Origin of the sequence: Anoxybacillus kestanbolensis (genome assembly GCF_001996285.1) — a bacterium.
Lineage (GTDB): Bacteria > Bacillota > Bacilli > Bacillales > Anoxybacillaceae > Anoxybacillus > Anoxybacillus kestanbolensis_A.
In genome coordinates, this window is the sequence record NZ_MQAD01000004.1 from 1 (window position 1) to 15,342 (window position 15,342).

Annotated in this window: 17 protein-coding genes and 1 rRNA gene; 17 read left to right on the forward strand and 1 reads right to left on the reverse strand. The window is 39.7% G+C overall.

Annotated elements, in window-relative coordinates; genetic code table 11:
• From rrf to rsmI, 9 genes are all read left to right on the forward strand, one after another.
• Positions 1-96: ribosomal RNA gene (gene rrf, locus BO219_RS02060) — 5S ribosomal RNA — on the forward strand; the annotation flags it as partial.
• Between the two features lie 126 nt (positions 97-222).
• Positions 223-405: a sigma factor G inhibitor Gin gene (locus BO219_RS02065; protein ID WP_035021128.1), complete on the forward strand. Its 183-nt coding sequence runs from the start codon at positions 223-225 to the stop codon at positions 403-405.
• Positions 406-486: 81 nt separating this feature from the next.
• Positions 487-1,911 (forward strand): aminotransferase class I/II-fold pyridoxal phosphate-dependent enzyme, encoded by a 1,425-nt coding sequence (locus tag BO219_RS02070; protein WP_077428159.1) that lies wholly within the window; start codon positions 487-489, stop codon positions 1,909-1,911.
• Position 1,912: 1 nt separating this feature from the next.
• Positions 1,913-2,542: a dTMP kinase gene (gene tmk, locus BO219_RS02075; protein WP_004888504.1), complete on the forward strand. Its 630-nt coding sequence runs from the start codon at positions 1,913-1,915 to the stop codon at positions 2,540-2,542.
• Between the two features lie 10 nt (positions 2,543-2,552).
• Positions 2,553-3,551, forward strand: a complete 999-nt coding sequence (holB, locus tag BO219_RS02080) for a DNA polymerase III subunit delta' (RefSeq protein WP_064220572.1) — start codon at positions 2,553-2,555, stop codon at positions 3,549-3,551.
• Entirely contained in the window at positions 3,544-4,371 is an 828-nt protein-coding gene (locus BO219_RS02085) for a PSP1 domain-containing protein (protein ID WP_004888508.1), read from the forward strand. Before holB ends, BO219_RS02085 begins: the two co-directional genes overlap by 8 nt.
• Before the next feature lie 15 nt (positions 4,372-4,386).
• Complete coding sequence (yabA, locus tag BO219_RS02090) at positions 4,387-4,734, forward strand: DNA replication initiation control protein YabA (RefSeq protein ID WP_064220570.1); 348 nt, start codon at positions 4,387-4,389, stop codon at positions 4,732-4,734.
• 54 nt (positions 4,735-4,788) lie between these two features.
• Positions 4,789-5,523: a tRNA1(Val) (adenine(37)-N6)-methyltransferase gene (locus tag BO219_RS02095; protein WP_077428161.1), complete on the forward strand. Its 735-nt coding sequence runs from the start codon at positions 4,789-4,791 to the stop codon at positions 5,521-5,523.
• A gap of 6 nt (positions 5,524-5,529) precedes the next feature.
• Complete coding sequence (gene rsmI / locus BO219_RS02100) at positions 5,530-6,399, forward strand: 16S rRNA (cytidine(1402)-2'-O)-methyltransferase (protein WP_077428163.1); 870 nt, start codon at positions 5,530-5,532, stop codon at positions 6,397-6,399.
• Positions 6,400-6,432: 33 nt separating this feature from the next.
• Here rsmI and BO219_RS02105 read toward each other — a convergent pair whose 3' ends face one another.
• Positions 6,433-6,723, reverse strand: coding sequence for an AbrB/MazE/SpoVT family DNA-binding domain-containing protein (locus tag BO219_RS02105; protein WP_171700645.1), 291 nt, complete (start codon positions 6,721-6,723; stop codon positions 6,433-6,435).
• 463 nt (positions 6,724-7,186) lie between these two features.
• Between BO219_RS02105 and metG the strand changes: the two genes are divergently transcribed.
• From metG to ispE, 8 genes are all read left to right on the forward strand, one after another.
• Positions 7,187-9,124 (forward strand): methionine--tRNA ligase, encoded by a 1,938-nt coding sequence (gene metG, locus BO219_RS02110; RefSeq protein ID WP_077428165.1) that lies wholly within the window; start codon positions 7,187-7,189, stop codon positions 9,122-9,124.
• Positions 9,125-9,240: 116 nt separating this feature from the next.
• Positions 9,241-10,008, forward strand: a complete 768-nt coding sequence (locus tag BO219_RS02115) for a TatD family hydrolase (RefSeq protein ID WP_077428167.1) — start codon at positions 9,241-9,243, stop codon at positions 10,006-10,008.
• A 204-nt stretch (positions 10,009-10,212) separates the two neighbouring features.
• Positions 10,213-11,406, forward strand: coding sequence for a G5 and 3D domain-containing protein (locus tag BO219_RS02120; RefSeq protein ID WP_077428169.1), 1,194 nt, complete (start codon positions 10,213-10,215; stop codon positions 11,404-11,406).
• A 60-nt stretch (positions 11,407-11,466) separates the two neighbouring features.
• Positions 11,467-12,039, forward strand: a complete 573-nt coding sequence (gene rnmV / locus BO219_RS02125) for a ribonuclease M5 (RefSeq protein ID WP_077428171.1) — start codon at positions 11,467-11,469, stop codon at positions 12,037-12,039.
• Complete coding sequence (gene rsmA, locus BO219_RS02130; protein WP_077428173.1) at positions 12,032-12,919, forward strand: 16S rRNA (adenine(1518)-N(6)/adenine(1519)-N(6))-dimethyltransferase RsmA; 888 nt, start codon at positions 12,032-12,034, stop codon at positions 12,917-12,919. Before rnmV ends, rsmA begins: the two co-directional genes overlap by 8 nt.
• Positions 12,920-12,957: 38 nt before the next feature.
• Positions 12,958-13,872: a sporulation peptidase YabG gene (gene yabG, locus BO219_RS02135; protein ID WP_077428210.1), complete on the forward strand. Its 915-nt coding sequence runs from the start codon at positions 12,958-12,960 to the stop codon at positions 13,870-13,872.
• A 206-nt stretch (positions 13,873-14,078) separates the two neighbouring features.
• Positions 14,079-14,348 carry a biofilm formation stimulator Veg gene (gene veg / locus BO219_RS02140; RefSeq protein ID WP_004888526.1) on the forward strand — a complete coding sequence of 90 codons (270 nt, stop codon included), beginning with the start codon at positions 14,079-14,081 and terminating at the stop codon, positions 14,346-14,348.
• Between the two features lie 127 nt (positions 14,349-14,475).
• Positions 14,476-15,342, forward strand: coding sequence for a 4-(cytidine 5'-diphospho)-2-C-methyl-D-erythritol kinase (ispE, locus tag BO219_RS02145; RefSeq protein WP_077428175.1), 867 nt, complete (start codon positions 14,476-14,478; stop codon positions 15,340-15,342).

Genomic DNA, 15,342 nt, shown 5'->3' on the forward strand with positions numbered 1-15,342 from the left:
GTCACACCCGTTCCCATCCCGAACACGGAAGTTAAGCTCTCCAGCGCCGATGGTAGTTGGCGGGACACCGCCTGCGAGAGTAGGACGTTGCCGGGCAAGAAAACGACCAAGACAAATTAGTCTTGGTCTTTTTGTCTTTTTGCACCCCCGCACCAAATGATTATTTCTGAAGTATATTGTTATATGAAACTGGGAAAACTATTGGCGGGAGGTGGAGAACGAATGTGTTATAAAGAAACTTGTATTGTATGTGATGAGCAAAATAAAAAAGGGATTCATGTTTTTCATCATTTCATATGTATGGATTGTCACAACGACTTGATTCAAACCGAAACAAATGATGAAAAATACAAATTTTACGTTGATCGGTTGAAAAGAATAGGAGAGAATAAAATATATTCATAACTGAGGCCCCTACTATGATTAGGGCCTGTTTTATTTTAATATAAAATATATAAAACAACGTGAGCGAGGAAGCGAATAAAGATGGATCAAACGAAAACACCTCTATATACACTTTTACGTGAACATGCTTCGACACAACCGATTTCATTTCACGTACCAGGGCATAAATATGGAGCTGTTTTTTATGAAGAAGCTCTTTTTTCTTTTGCGCCATTATTGCATTTAGACGTAACTGAGCTTTCACATTTAGACGATTTACATCATCCAGCAGGGGCAATTGAACAAGCACAACAGTTAGCAGCAAATTTGTATGGAGTAAAGCGCACATATTTTTTAGTCAACGGTTCTACGGCTGGTAATTTAGCTATGATTGTAGCCGCGTGTGAAAAAAATAAGAAAGTCATCGTACAACGTAATTGTCATAAATCCATTTTACATGCGCTACATCTTGTTGGGGCAACACCGATTTTTATCTCTCCAGAATTTGATGAAGATGTTCAAGTCATGTCTTTCGTGTCTTTTGAAACAATTTCTCATATGTTGCGCAAGCATCCAGATGCGGCTGCACTTATTTTAACAAATCCAAACTATTACGGCATGGCTATTGATTTAACACCAATCATTCAGTTGGCACATTCTTATCGAATCCCTGTTTTAGTTGATGAGGCACATGGTGCTCATTTTGTGCTCGGAGAACCTTTTCCAAAATCGGCGGTTGAGTGTGGGGCGGACGTTGTTGTACAATCAGCCCATAAAACGCTCCCAGCTATGACTATGGGGTCTTTTCTACATTTTAATAGCGAACTGGTCGATGAACGTGCGTTAAAATACTTTTTGCAAGTTTTCCAAACAAGTAGCCCGTCTTATCCGATCATGGCTTCACTTGATTTGGCACGCGCTTATGTAGCACGACAAACGCGTGAAACGATTGATGAAATAATTGCCCAAATTCAATTATTTAAACAAGAATTGCGAACAATTGAGGCGATTCATGTTGTGGAATCACGACATCCGCTTATCCGAACAGACTTATTAAAAATTACGTTGCAAACACGTAGCGCACATTCAGGATATGAGTTACAACAGTTATTAGAAATGAATGGGATATTCACGGAGATGGCTGATCCGTATAACGTATTACTTGTCTATCCGCTTGCGAAAATGAAACAACTCCCAGACGTTACGGAGCGTATAAAACGCGCGTTGCAATCCATTCGTCGTGGGCCGCAAAATGAACGAGTACAAATTCAGTTACCGAAACATTGTCAAGCAGTAAGTTATGAATGGACGAAAGGTCGCCAAACAAAAAAAATTTTGCTTCACGATGCAATCGGATGTGTTTGTGCTCAAATGGTTGTCCCTTATCCACCTGGGATTCCTATTTTACTTATCGGAGAAATTGTGACAAGGCAACATATTGAGATCATTCAGTATTTGAAGAAAACGGATGCCTATTTTCAAACAGATATAGACGGAGATTACATCGAAGTGTTTCAGGAGGTATGAGATGAGTTATTTATTTTTTTCATTTGAAGGTCCAGAGGGGGCAGGGAAAACAACGATCGTCCGCATGTTAAAGGATTATTTGAGCGAACAACATGTTGATGTTGTAGCGACACGTGAGCCAGGTGGAATCGACATTGCCGAGCAAATTCGTGCAGTTATTTTGCATCCTAATAACGAACGAATGGATGCGCGGACAGAAGCTTTGCTTTATGCTGCGGCAAGGCGACAACATTTAGTTGAAAAAGTGATTCCTGCGTTGAAAGATGGGAAAGTCGTTCTTTGTGATCGCTTTATTGACAGTTCTTTAGCTTATCAAGGTGTAGCGCGCGGTTTAGGGATAGATGAGATATTAGCTATTAATGCATTCGCTATTGAGAATTGGATGCCTACATTAACAATTTATTTTGATATTGATCCATCGCTTGGATTAGCGCGCATTCGCGAAAATGGATTGCGGGAAGTGAATCGACTTGATTTAGAGGAATTATCGTTTCATGAACAAGTGCGCAAAGGGTATATGGTGCTATTAGACCGTTTTCCAAATCGGATAAAAAAAGTGGACGCTACTCAACCGATAACAAAAGTGTTTGAGGACGTATGGGCACTAATTGAGCCTTTAATAAGAAAGTGAGAGGATTTTTATGTCTTGGAAAACGCTTGAAATGAATCAACCGCATGTAGCGAAAACGATCGCCAATAGCATAAGAAAAGGAAGAGTGGCCCATGCCTATTTGTTTAAAGGACAAAAAGGGACGGGGAAGAAGGAAGCAGCTCTTTTATTTGCGAAGCGTCTGTTTTGTTTGACACATGTGCACGATGAGCCTTGTGAAATATGTGTCAACTGTCGACGAATTGAATCTGGTAATCATCCGGATGTTCATCTCGTTATCCCAGATGGAAACTCCATTAAAAAGCAACAAATTGAGCAATTGCAAGAGGAGTTTACAAAAACAGCTGTCGAATCGAGTCGTAAATTATATATTATTGAACATGCTGATCAAATGACTGTTCAAGCAGCCAACAGTTTGCTGAAATTTTTAGAGGAACCATCAGCAAAAACGGTGGCAATTTTGTTAACGGAGCAATTTCATCGCATACTTCCGACCATTGTTTCGCGTTGCCAAGTTGTTTCATTCCATCCGTTGTCAACGGAGCGAATATATGCTTATTTACAACAAAAAGGTGTAGCGCGGGAGTTAGCGATATTAGCTGCAAGAGTAACGAACAATGTGGAAGAAGCATATCAATTAAGTCAAGATGATTGGTTTGCACAAGCACGAAAAATAGTGATACAATTATATGAAGCATTAAACAAGCAATATGTCCAAGCATTGCTCGTTATTCAGCAACATTGGCTGACTCATTTTACGAATAAAGAGCAAATGAATATAGGATTGGACTTGTTATTATATTTATATAAAGACTTACTATATGTCATACTCGGTGAAAAACAACAAATTGCATACGATGATTGCATAAGCGAATTCCAGCGGTCGCGTTTTCTCTATTCTGAAAAGCAAATTGCTCAACATATGAAAGCAATTTTACAAGCAAAAGCGCGGTTGCATACGAATATGAATCCGCAGCTTTTAATGGAACAGTTAGTATTGCAGTTGCGGGAGGGATCTGCGTTTGTATGAAGTTGTAGGTGTTCGTTTTAAAAAAGCGGGAAAGATTTATTATTTCGACCCGGGGGATTTACCCATTTCAAATGGTGATTATGTTATTGTTGAAACTGTTCGCGGTGTTGAATTTGGGAAGGTTGTTGTAGCTAAAAAGCAAGTCGACGAAAAAGACATTGTTTTGCCGTTGAAAAAAGTAATTCGCCTAGCTGATCAAAAAGATAAGCTTGTTGTAGAAGAAAATAAAAAGGCAGCGGAAGAAGCATACGATATTTGCTTGAAAAAAGTAGAAGAGCATGGATTAGAAATGAAGCTCGTCGATGTGGAGTATACATTTGATCGTAATAAAATCGTTTTTTATTTTACTGCTGATGGACGAGTTGATTTCCGTGAACTTGTTAAAGATTTAGCTGCTATTTTCCGCACTAGAATTGAGTTAAGACAAATCGGCGTACGAGATGAAGCGAAAATGTTAGGTGGAATCGGTCCATGTGGACGTATGCTTTGTTGTTCGACGTTTTTAGGTGACTTTGATCCTGTTTCTATAAAAATGGCAAAAGATCAAAATTTATCATTAAATCCGACAAAAATATCAGGATTATGTGGTCGATTAATGTGTTGTTTAAAATATGAAAACGACGAATACGAAACAGCGAAAGAACAGTTGCCGGATTTAGGGGAAATGATCGAAACGCCTCTTGGACTAGGGAAAGTTGTTGGTTTGAACATTTTAGAACGAGTGTTACAAGTGGAGTTAGTGGAAAAAGATCGGGTAGTTGAGTATACGATTGATGAATTAATAAAAGAAAAAGTTCTTCCTACTCAAGCCACAGAGTGATGGGGTGGATGGCGCGTGAATAAAAAAGAGATTTTCCAATCTGTAACGAGTATCGAGGAGCAAATTGCTCATTTATACAAGCAGCTCGGTGAGTTAAAAAGTTATCTTGGAGAGTTAATCGAAGAAAATCATCGCCTCCAAGTTGAAAATGACCATTTGCGTAGACGGCTCGAGCAGCTGTCTGAGCGAAAAATTGAACAAGGCAAAAAACAGACGAAAGCGAAGTTAGTCGATATAGGCGAAGGGTATGATAATTTAGCTCGCTTGTATCAAGAGGGATTTCATATTTGCAACGTACATTACGGAAGTTTACGGACCGATGGAGATTGTTTGTTTTGCTTGTCATTTTTAAATAAAAAATAGCCTTTCTGACAAATGGTCTGGAAGGCTATTTTGTTGTAGAAAGAGGGAGTTTACATGTTGCGTGAAGATGAACGACTGGACTACTTACTAGCAGAAGATATGAGAATTATCCAAAGTCCATCCGTGTTTGCTTTTTCATTAGATGCTGTATTGTTAGCGAATTTTGTATACGTTCCGATTCAAAAAGGAAATTTAGTTGATTTATGTACAGGCAACGGAGTGATCCCGCTGTTGTTAAGTAAGCGGACGAGAGGAAAAATTATTGGTGTCGAAATTCAAGAAAAGATTTATGATATGGCGAAACGAAGTGTACAATATAACGGACTAGAAGGGCAAATTGAAATGATTCACGGCGATATTAAAGATATGCCTGCTTGTCTCGGACATAGTAAATTTGATGTCGTAACGTGCAATCCGCCTTATTTTCCAACACCAAACCAAGAAGAAATCAACAAAAATGAACATTTTGCCATTGCGCGTCATGAAATTTACTGTACGTTAGAAGATGTCATTCGCGTTAGCAGTCAATTGTTAAAGCAAGGTGGTAAAGCAGCTTTTGTTCACCGTCCAGAACGTTTGTTAGACATTGTTACATTGATGAGGCAATATCGTTTGGAGCCGAAACGTTTACGATTCATTTATCCAAAAGAGGGAAAAGAGGCGAACACCATTTTAATTGAAGGGATAAAAGATGGAAATAAAGGACTAAAAATATTGCCGCCTCTGATCGTGTATGAACAAAATGGGGAATATACGAGTGAACTAAAATATATTTTATATGGGGAATGAGATTATATGAACGAACAAAAAAGCTTTGTTGAAGAAGGGGAAAAGGGCGTTTTGTACATTGTCCCAACGCCAATCGGAAATTTGCAAGATATGACATTTCGTGCGGTCGACACGTTACGGACAGTTCACTTTATTGCTGCTGAAGATACACGTCAAACGAAAAAGTTGCTTAACCATTTCGATATTCACACACCGCTTGTGAGTTATCACGAACATAATAAAGAGGCGAGCGGTGAAAAAATTGTTGCCGCCTTGTTAGAAGGAAAACATGTTGCATTAGTAAGCGACGCAGGTACGCCAACGATTTCTGATCCGGGTTATGAACTTGTTAAGGGCGCACTAAACGTTAATTGTAAAGTCATTCCGCTCCCTGGTGCTAACGCAGCTGTGACGGCACTGACAGCATCCGGGCTTCCGACGAGCCATTTTTATTTTTATGGATTTTTACCACGTCATAAAAAAGAAAAGAAAAAAGAGCTCGAGCAACTAAAACATATAAAAGATACGCTCATTTTTTACGAGGCACCGCATCGTCTCCAAGAAACGTTAACGATCATGCATCATATATTCGGAAATCGAAAAATGGCTCTAGCACGTGAATTAACAAAAAAATTTGAACAGTTTATTCGTGGAACGATTGAAGAAGTGATGCATTGGGCAGAACATCATGAAGTGCGCGGGGAGTTTTGTCTTCTTATAGAAGGGAATCATGTCACATTAAATGATGAATCGGTATGGTGGGATCATTTAACGATTGTTGAGCACGTAAACTATTACATGGAAGTAAAGCAATATACTTCGAAGGAAGCCATTAAACAAGTGGCGAAAGATCGGCAATTGCCGAAGCGGGATGTGTATGAAGCATATCATAAGTAAAAAAGTTTCTCTAGGAAAAACTAGAGAAACTTTTTATTTTGATTGTTGAAGCAAGTTTTGGATTTCTTGCAATAACGTTTCTGCGCCTTCTTTACTTAAAATGATTTTTCCGTCTGCAAGCTTGAAGTTGTCGTCAGATACTTCCCCAGTTACTACGCAAGTCATATTTGGCTTGTATTTTTTCAAAATGATGCGCTCGTCATCTACGTAAATTTCCAACGCATCTTTTTCTGCAATGCCTAACGTGCGGCGCAGCTCAATCGGAATAACAACGCGACCTAACTCATCGACTTTACGAACAATACCTGTTGATTTCATGTTTATTCTCCTCTCCTTCTTTCATCTTTTTTCGTCAATATTCGACAAAATCTCTATGGATTTATCATAACAACTTTTCCATTAAGCGTCAATCCTTTTATATGCAATAATAAAAAAAAATGTATGATTTACATGTCGTTGCACATAAAATTCGCCAAAATTATGGTTGAAATGACAAAATCCAAACGATTTGACAAGAGATGCATAACAGTTTTTAACTGCTTTTCAAGACGATACGAACTTTATTATAAATATTGTTCGACAAAATTCAACATAAATTCGACAAATTTTCTTGTATATTTTCGACAAAAGTATATTGTTTATCGACAATCTCATGCTGGATAGTTGACAGCGCTCTCTATTTTTATGTATATTTTGGTGAGATAAGAGGAATAGATGCAAATATGCAATCGCTCTCGTCCTTTGGGCGAGAGCGTTTCTACTACACGTGCGACAAGGAGGGGTACAAGTGACGAAGAAAACGTTTTATATCACAACACCTATTTATTATCCGAGCGATAAATTACATATCGGTCATGCGTATACAACGGTGGCTGGCGATGCAATGGCGAGATATAAACGAATGCGCGGCTATGATGTGATGTACTTGACTGGAACGGATGAGCACGGCCAAAAAATTCAGCGGAAGGCAGAAGAAAAAGGAGTTACTCCACAAGCATATGTCGATGAAATTGTGGCCGGAATTAAAGAATTGTGGAAAAAGCTTGATATATCTTACGACGATTTTATTCGTACAACGGAACAGCGTCATAAACAAGTCGTTGAGAAAATTTTTGCCCGCCTTTTAGAACAAGGGGACATTTATTTAGACGAGTACGAAGGATGGTACTGTACTCCATGTGAGTCGTTTTATACGGAAAGACAATTAGTTGATGGAAATTGTCCAGATTGCGGGCGTCCTGTCGAAAAAGTAAAAGAGCAATCATATTTTTTCCGCATGAGCAAATATGTTGATCGGTTATTAGCGTTTTATGAAGAAAATCCGCAATTCATCCAGCCAGAATCGCGTAAAAATGAAATGATTAACAACTTTATCAAGCCAGGTTTAGAAGATTTAGCGGTATCACGAACGACATTTGATTGGGGCATTCGTGTTCCGGGAGACCCGAAGCACATCATTTATGTATGGATCGATGCGCTGTCGAACTATATTACGGCGTTAGGATATGGAACAGAAAATGACGAAAAATATAAAACGTATTGGCCAGCGGACGTCCACCTTGTTGGAAAAGAAATTGTTCGTTTCCATACGATTTATTGGCCAATTATGTTGATGGCGCTAGATCTTCCACTTCCGAAAAAAGTGTTTGCGCACGGCTGGTTGCTTATGAAAGATGGAAAAATGTCGAAATCAAAAGGAAACGTCGTTGATCCGGTGACGTTAATCGATCGTTACGGTCTCGATGCATTGCGTTATTATTTGCTTCGTGAAGTGCCGTTTGGCTCAGATGGTGTATTTACGCCGGAAGGTTTTGTTGAGCGTATAAACTACGACTTAGCAAACGATTTAGGTAACTTGCTTAATCGAACTGTAGCGATGATTGAGAAATATTTTGGTGGACGTATCCCAGTATACGGCGGTACGCACACACCGTTTGATGAACAGCTTGTGCAAACAACGTATGATACGGTAAAACAATACGAGGAAGCGATGGAACATATGCAATTTTCCCACGCTTTAACAACGATTTGGCAACTCATTAGTCGCACGAACAAATATATTGATGAAACGCAACCGTGGGTGTTGGCAAAAGATGAAACGTTGCGTGATCAGTTGGCTTCTGTTATGTCGCATTTGGCAGAGTCTCTTCGTTATGTAGCCGTTTTATTGCAGCCATTTTTAACAGAAACGCCTAAACGGATGTTTGCCCAGCTCGGCATTCAGGATGAACAGTTGATGAGCTGGGATAGTTTGCAAACGTTCGGTGCTTCGCAACAAGAACGAACAGTTGAGAAGGGAACGCCGCTTTTCCCACGGCTAGACGTACAAGAAGAAGTGCAATATATTCAAACGCAAATGAAGGGAACAACAGTCAATAAAGAGGAAAAACAAGAGCAAAGCGAAGAAATTACGATCGATGATTTTATGAAAGTAGACTTGCGCGTTGCACAAGTGATTCACGCTGAACCAATTCCAAAAGCCGATCGCTTACTTAAACTGCAACTTGATTTAGGATATGAAAAACGTCAAGTTGTATCAGGTATTGCGAAATATTACAAACCAGAGGACTTAATTGGGAAAAAAGTGATTTGTGTGACGAATTTAAAACCTGTCAAACTGCGTGGAGAATTATCACAGGGTATGATTTTAGCAGGAGAAAAAGATGGTGTATTATCGTTGGCGACAGTAGACGAGTCGCTTCCAAATGGTGCAAAAGTGAAGTAAAGAGGTGTTGTGAAAACACCTCTTTGTTTCTATTTTGTAACGTAATTGTTATATAGCTGTGATTTATGTAACGGGATTGTGTGGTAAACTGAACATCGGAAGAAAAGAGGGGTTATATGTTATTTGATACACATGCACATTTAAATGCTACACAATTTAACGAAGATGTTGAACAAGTTATCGAACGAGCACGTGCAGAAGGTGTGTCACATATTGTTGTTGTCGGATTTGATCGTCCAACTATCGAGCGAGCAATGGAGTTAGCTGATCAATATTCCTTTATTTACGCAGCTGTCGGATGGCATCCTGTTGATGCGATTCATATGACTGATGACGATCTTATGATGATTGAGCAGCTAGCAGCGCATCCGAAAGTGGTGGCGCTCGGTGAGATGGGGCTTGATTATTATTGGGATCAGTCGCCGAAAGAAGTACAAAAAGAAGTATTTCGAAAGCAAATTCGTTTAGCTAAAAAAGTGAAGTTGCCGATTATTATACATAATCGCGATGCGACAGCTGATATTGTTCATATTTTACAGGAAGAGCAAGCGGCAGAAGTCGGTGGCGTGATGCATTGTTTTACTGGTAGTGTAGAAGTGGCGCATCAATGCATCGATATGAATTTTTATATTTCGTTTGGTGGTCCTGTTACGTTTAAAAATGCAAAAAAACCGAAAGAAGTAGCAAAAGAAATTCCGCTTGATCGGCTACTTATTGAAACGGACTGTCCGTATTTAACGCCGCATCCGTTTCGCGGAAAACGAAACGAACCAAGCTATGTAAAGTATGTTGCCGAAGCGATCGCTGAATTAAAAGGGTTATCTTTTGAAGAAGTTGCTCAAAAAACGTCCGACAACGCCAAGCGATTATTCGGCATCATTTGATAGAGAAACGTGTCGATTGATTGGAAGACTTGTCTAAAGAAAAGATGAAACGTGATCGTTCTACATCTTTTTTCACAAACATACAATAAGCTTGTCGACAAGTCTTTCTTCCCTTATGAAAGAATATTTTGAATAATAGATAATAAGTTTCATAGAGAGGGAGGGTCGTCACGGTCATCTATCGGAAAAGGAGGCGTTTTTATTTTGATTACGTATGTAAAAAAATTATTGCAATCAACATCAAAGAAAAAAATTGCGCTAGCTACAGGAGGATTTCTGGTATTATCAGGAATGACAGGATATGCTAGCTATGAATGGACAAAAGAAACGGTTACGTTATATACGAACGGAAAAGAGCAAAAAGTACGTACCCATGCCAATACAGTCGCTGAGTTATTAAAAGAACAAAACATTAAGCTAAAAGAAGAAGATTTTATTTCTCCCTCACCGCAAACAAAAATTGTTAATCATTTAACTGTTAAGTGGGAAGCGAGTAAGCCGATTGTACTCATTGTTGATGGGGTAGAAAAGAAGTTAAGGACGACGGCTAAAACTGTCAAGGATGTATTGCATATTCAACAAATCGAGCTTCGTGAGCACGATCAAGTATCGCCAAACGTTGACGAAGTAGTGAAAGAAAATATGAAAATTGTGATAAGTAAGGCATTTCCAATCACATTAAATGACGGCGGCAAACAGCAACAAGTTTGGTCTACTTCGACTACGGTCGCTGACTTTTTAGCTAAACAACACATTACATTGCGGGAGCTGGATCGCGTTCAACCAAAATTGAATGAAATGATTCAACCAAACACAAAAATAAACATTGTTCGAGTTGAAAAAGTCACCGATGTAGTGGAAGAACCAGTAAATTATACAGTTGTGAAAAAGAAAGACGCACAATTGGAAAAAGGCAAGCAAAAGGTAATTAGCGAAGGCGAAAAAGGGCTTGTCGCCAAGCAGTACGAAGTCATCTTGGAAAACGGAAAAGAAGTATCGCGTAAATTAATTAAAACAGAGACAATTAAACCGAGCAAAAATCGTATTGTTGCGATTGGAACAAAGCCAGTTGCCAAAATATTAGCCTCGCGTGGAAGTGGGGAAGTGTCCGAAGAACTTTACGTGATCGCTACAGCGTATACAGCATATTGCACAGGATGTTCTGGAACGACAGCAACGGGAATTAATTTGCGTGCCAATCCAAACGCAAAAGTAATTGCTGTTGATCCGCGCGTTATTCCGCTCGGAACGAAAGTATACGTAGAGGGGTACGGATATGCAGTTGCGGCCGACACAGGGAAAAATGTAAAGGGATATAAAATCGATTTATTTTTCCCTGATAAATCAACTGCATATCGCTGGGGCACGAAACGTGTGAAAATAAAAATTATAAAATAACACAGAGGATTTCACGATCCTCTGTTTTTTTCGTTATAATGGGTGAAGAACACATGAGAGATGGAGGATTTTATGAAAATTAAGGAAATTATCGTGGTTGAAGGGCGCGATGATACCGTAGCGATTCGTCGGGCGGTAGATGCTGATACGATTGAAACGAACGGTGCAGCCATTAATGATGAAACAATCGAACGCATTCGTTTAGCTCAACAACAGCGCGGAGTCATTATTTTTACCGATCCGGATTATCCGGGTGAAAAAATTCGTAAAACAATTGCTGAACGTGTGCCGGGATGCAAACATGCCTTTTTAACGCGTGAAGAAGCGCGGGGAAAGCACGGAAAAGGTCTCGGTGTTGAGCACGCTTCGATTGAAGCGATTCGCACAGCGCTATTAAGTGTGTACGAAGAAATGATTGATCCGAAAGAAGAAATTTCATTTCAACAGCTTGTCGATGCCGGATTAATCGGTGGTCCATTCGCACGAGCTCGCCGTGAGCGGTTAGGTCAATTATTAAAAATTGGTTATACAAACGGAAAACAGCTGCATAAACGGTTACAAATGTTTCAAATTTCAAAAGAACAATTTATAGAAGCGATGAAGCAAGTTATACAGGAGGAAGAACATGTATAAAGATATTGCTACACCGACCCGTACAAAAGAAATTTTAGAGAAGTATGGTTTTTCGTTCAAAAAAAGTTTAGGTCAAAATTTTTTAATTGAGCCGAATGTTTTACACCGCATTGTTGATTTCGCCCAACTTTCTGAACGAACAGGTGTTATTGAAATTGGACCGGGAATCGGGGCGCTTACGGAGCAACTAGCGCGGCGAGCAAAAAAAGTGGTCGCATTTGAAATTGATCAACGGCTTCTTCCCATTTTAGCAGATACGCTTTCCCCATATACGAATGTATCAATCATTCACGAAGATATATTAAAAGCAGACGTACAACAAGTGATAGCGGAACAGTTCACAGATGTTGATGATATTATGGTTGTTGCCAACTTGCCGTATTACGTCACGACACCAATTATTATGAAGTTGTTGACTGATCGTTTACCTATTCGCGGTATGGTCGTTATGTTACAAAAAGAGGTAGCTGATCGTATGGCTGCGAAACCAGGGACAAAAGATTACGGCTCCTTGACGATTGCTGTGCAATATTATACGCATGCTGAAACGGTGATGCATGTGCCGAGAACGGTATTTGTGCCAAAGCCAAATGTCGATTCTGCCGTTATTCGCTTATTGAAACGAGAGCAACCTGCCGTTTCTGTCTCGAATGAAGATTTTTTCTTTGCTGTCGTTCGTGCGAGTTTTGGACAGCGGCGGAAAACGATTTTAAATAATTTACTGAACCAATTGCCAAACGGCAAGGAGAAAAAAGAACAGATTGAAAATGCGCTCGCGAATGCTGGCATTGATCCGAAACGTAGAGGAGAGACGCTCGCCATTGCTGAGTTCGCTACATTAAGCGAACAATTATATCCCATTTTTTATCAAGAGGCTTAATGCCTCTTTTTTTTACACGTTCTATCCTTTCGTCGCATATGTTACAAACAAAACAAACGAAAGGGCGGGTGTGTGTGATTCAAGTGGGAGATATTGTTGCACGAAAATCGTATGAATGTGATATTTTGTTTCGGGTTATTGATATAAAAGAAAAAGAAGGGGAAAAAGAAGCCATTTTATATGGGGAGGATGTTCGTCTTATAGCCGATGCTCCGTTTTCTGATTTAGTTGTTATTGACGAGCGGGAAAAAAAGAGAAGAAAAGAAGAAGAAAAGCGGCATATTGAGCAGTGCTATAAATTGTTGCGTCAAGATTATCGGGCGCTACGGGAAAAAAGTGAATATGATGCGACAGGCGGATATGAAGTGAAAATGGATTTTTTCCAATTACCGGGACGTGTGCTTCATATAGATGGCGACCCGCTTTATTTACGTAAATGTATGCAGCTGTACGAAAGAATTGGGGTACCGGTATATGGTGTGCATTGTAATGAAATAGATATGCCCGATCGCATTATTCCGCTGCTGGAGCAAGTGCGTCCAGATATTTTAGTTGTAACTGGGCACGATGCTTATTCAAAATCAAAAGGAGCGGTTGATGATTTGAAAGCGTATCGCCATTCCAAGCATTTTGTACAAACGGTGAGACAAGCGCGAAAAAAAATCCCGAACCTTGATCAACTTGTCATTTTTGCTGGGGCGTGTCAATCACACTTCGAATCACTTATTCGTGCAGGAGCCAACTTTGCGAGCTCACCTGCACGCGTCAATATTCATGCGCTTGATCCAGTATATATTGTATCGCGAATTAGCTTTACACCGTTTATGGATCGCGTCAACGTGTGGGATGTATTAAGAAATACATTAACAGGTGAAAAAGGGCTTGGCGGTGTTGAGACGCGCGGTGTTTTGCGGACAGGGATGCCTTTTCGGACGATGGATGAGCAAACATAAACAAAAAATCTCTTGTCTTTTTGCCGTTGTGGTAAAAAGACAAGAATATCATTTTGTTTTTTAACACTTTTTGTACATAATTTTTTCTATTATTGTCCATAATAAAAATAAAAGTATTGACATAAAATATTTTTTGTTGATATAATTCTTATTTTTTGACTTATTCATTTTCGTTTGTTATACTATGTAATAGTGAGGTGGGTACGATGGGAAAAACATTGTCGGAAATTAAAAAAGTGTTGGATTCGAATCTCGGTAAAAGATTGACGTTAAAAGCGAACGGTGGGCGTCGAAAGACAATCGAGCGTTGTGGTGTGTTAGCCCAAACATATCCGTCCGTATTTGTTGTTGAACTCGATCAAGAAGAAAACGCTTTTGAACGTGTATCATATAGTTATGCAGACGTGTTGACGGAAACAGTACAACTTACATTTTTAGATGACGAACAAGTAGCGATGAGCAGCTCACATTCATGACGGCTAAGGAGGCGACCAATATCGGTGGTCTCTTTTTTTGTGGCCATTGAAAAGGTACGTATTTGTTCACTATTTTTTGTGGTAAAATGTCGATAGGAGTTTGAAGTCGGAAAAGTAGGTGAACAGTTTGAGGTTGTTAGTGAAAGCACCAGCGAAAATTAATTTATCACTCGACGTATTACATAAGCGCCCAGACGGCTACCATGAAGTAAAAATGGTGATGACGACGATTGATTTAGCTGATCGTGTCGAGTTAATGGATTTGTATAGCGATACGATCCAAATTATTTCGCACAATCGCTTCGTGCCGGATGATGAACGCAATTTAGCATATCAAGCTGCTAAATTGTTGAAGGAGAAAGTGGGTGTTCGTCGAGGGGTAGCGATTTCTATTACGAAGTATATTCCCGTTGCGGCGGGTCTTGCAGGTGGAAGCAGCGATGCCGCTGCAACGTTGCGAGGATTAAATAAGCTGTGGGGGTTAGGGTTGAGTTTAGACGAACTTGCTGAAATTGGAGCGGAGATTGGCTCGGACGTTCCGTTTTGCGTATATGGAGGAACAGCGATCGCAACGGGACGGGGAGAGAAAATTGAGCATATTCCTGCTCCTCCACCAAGTTGGGTCATTTTAGCAAAACCAACAATTGGTGTATCGACGGCAGAGGTGTACCGAAATTTACAACTACAATCTGTGAATCATCCGGATGTAGACGGAATGGTTGCTGCGATTAGAGAAAAAGATTATGAAAAAATTTGTGCGCTCGCTGGAAACGTATTAGAAAGTGTCACGCTAAACATGTATCCTGAAGTCGCGCAAATTAAGGAACAAATGAGACGTTTTGGTGCAGATGTATCATTAATGAGCGGAAGTGGACCGACCGTGTTTGGTCTTGTTCAACATGATTCGCGGTTACAACGTGTATATAATGGTTTGCGAGGTTTTTGCGAACACGTATATGCTGTTCGATTAATTGGAGAAAGACATGAACAATAA